The 2,496-nt window shown below is 64.2% G+C and carries 2 protein-coding genes; both read right to left on the reverse strand.

What is annotated here, in order from left to right; all coding sequences use genetic code 11:
• Positions 1 to 403: PHB depolymerase family esterase (locus tag WA702_RS06820; protein ID WP_425109770.1), on the reverse strand; the 403-nt coding region annotated here is incomplete at its 3' end.
• A gap of 131 nt (positions 404 to 534) precedes the next feature.
• Positions 535 to 1,944, reverse strand: coding sequence for an MFS transporter (locus WA702_RS06825; RefSeq protein ID WP_425109771.1), 1,410 nt, complete (start codon positions 1,942 to 1,944; stop codon positions 535 to 537).
• Positions 1,945 to 2,496: the final 552 nt, after the last annotated feature.

Raw genomic sequence — 2,496 nt, forward strand, 5'->3', positions numbered from 1 at the left:
CGATCATCTGCCTGATCGAGCCGACCTCGCCCTCGTCGCGCGTGACGTCTTCGGATTGAAACCAGTTGAAGCAGCGCTGCGCATTGTTGGCGCGCTGTTGCTCCGGCAGCAGCAACGCGAAGCCGTAATGCTTGGCGAGCGTCGACCAGCCGGCGCCGAGATCATACTCCGCCGCGCTCTGCCCGCAGCCATGCAGCACCACGACGAGCGGCAGCAGCGGCTGCCGCTGCGGCGGCACATAGGCGAACATCTTGAGTTTGCCGGGATTGGAGCCGAAGCGCTCGATCTCGATCAGCGGGCTGTCCGGCACGACACGCGGCTGGCCGTGGAGGTCTCCGAAACCCGTGATGCCGTTCAGCTCTCGCAGACGTCGCAGGTATTCAACATTTTCGGCGAGGGACAACGGCAACTCCTGGATCGGCGAGGATCAACCCACCATGACCTAGATAGTTGCTGCGACGCAAAATAAAAACACTGCCCGCGGCAGATCAACAGAAAGTCAGCGGCGATATTGGTTCGATTGCGATCTAAATGTCACGATTGCCCGGCGGCGCGGCGTCGCCATGTCAGAAATGCGGCTGATGTTACGATCGACATCGCGAACAGCGAGAGCGTGACAATGAACGCAACTCTTGCCTGTTGAATTGATTCGATCGCGAAGTAGACCGCACCGATCGCAGCAACGCCGGCGGCATTGCCGATCTGCGCCACGGTCCCGTAAATTCCCGAGCCTGCGCCGGCACTGCCGGGCTTGACGGTCGCGAGCACGACATTCGACAGCGGCGCCATCACCAGGCCCTGGCCATAGCCGAAGATCATCAACAACGCCGCCAACACCACGGCACTGGGCGCCGGCATGGTCATCGCAAGCAGCGCAAGCGCTGCGAGCCCGACGAGCTGCAGCGCGCAGCCTTCGATCAACACCATCATGCCCCGGCGCTTGGCGCGCGCCCCCGCCTGCCGCGAAGCGATGACAAAGGTTGTCGTCAGCGGCAGGAACGCCATGCCGGCCTGCAGCGGCGGAATCTGCAACGCCTGCTGCATATGGACAGTCATCACCAGATAGAACGAGAGATTGGCGAAGAAGAAACAGAACACCGCGCAGAGGCCGCGCATGAAGGCGCGATCCTCTAGCAACGCGAGATCGATCAGCGGCATGCCGCCGCGACGCGCGACCGCGTGCTCCAGGCGGACGAGACCTGCGATGATGCCGATGCCTGATGCCATCACCGGCCATAGCCAGGGCGCCCAATGCAGGTCGCGGCCGAACAGCAGCGGCCCCATCAGGCACAGCAGGCCCGCGAACAGCACGCATGCGCCTGAGATGTCGAGCCGGACGCGGGTCCGGCGGGCGACCCGCGGCATGATGCGCAACGCAACAGCGATGATCAGCGCGCCGCCGGGCACGTTGACGAAGAACACCGCGCGCCAGCCGAGGCTGAACAGATCGAGCGTCACCAGCACGCCGCCGAGCATGAAGCCGGCGGCGCCGGCAAGTCCGAGCACGACGCCGTAGATGGCGAAGGCGCGGCCGCGCGCCTCGTCGGGAAACAAGAGATGCAAGGTCGTCAGTACCTGCGGCACCATCAGCGCCGCGGTCGCGCCTTGCGCCAGCCGCGCCAGGATCAGCTCCGGCCCGGATTGCGCCAGGCCGCACCACAACGAGGTCAGCGTGAAGCCGGCAACACCGATGACGAACACGGGCTTGGTGCCGAAGATGTCGCCGAGCCGGCCGCCGCTCACCACCAAGGTCGCATAGGCGATCAGATAGATCGCGATAACAGATTCGATCTGCGCCGAGCTGGCGTGGAGTTCGGCTGCGATGGTCGGCAGCGCGACGTTGACGACAAAGGCATCGACACCGAACATGAACTGGGCCGCAACCACGGTCGCGAGCACCCACCAGCGCCGCGTTTCGACGCCGCTTGAGACCATCTGATGCATGGAACACCTGCCGAATTGCGCGGGCTCAGGTGTAGCGGAGCTCAATCGCGGCGGCGATTACCTGCGAGATAAGCAAACGCTATGCTGCATGCTGTGTCGGCCCCCTAACCGGTGTCATCCCGGGCAAGCGCGCAGCGCGCCGACCCGGGGCCCATAGCCACCGTCCCTGGAGTTGCGAAGGCTGGTCGTGGGCAGTGTGCCACGAACAACGGCTGCGGAGTATGGGTCCCGGATCTGCGCGCTGCGCGCTTGTCCGGGACGACATTGATTGTGTTGAGGCGCTACTGCCGTACACGAATACAGCACACGGCATCTGCGCAGCGCGCCGACCGCAACAACGCGGCCGCTCACCCTCATGCAAATCCCTCTGCGCGGCCGTGATTTAATGGCGATTGCGTAACGCGCAGCCGCCAACTAGCCTCTTCGGCAACCAAGCAACACGACAACGACATTCCGTCTGGGAGAAAGCATCATGGCGCGCCTGAAGTTCGGAGCCTTCCTCGCCCCGCATCATCCGATCGGCGAGCACCCGATGCTGCAATTCCGCCGTGA

Source organism: Bradyrhizobium sp., from assembly GCF_049798375.1.
In the GTDB taxonomy this organism is placed as follows: Bacteria; Pseudomonadota; Alphaproteobacteria; order Rhizobiales; family Xanthobacteraceae; genus Bradyrhizobium.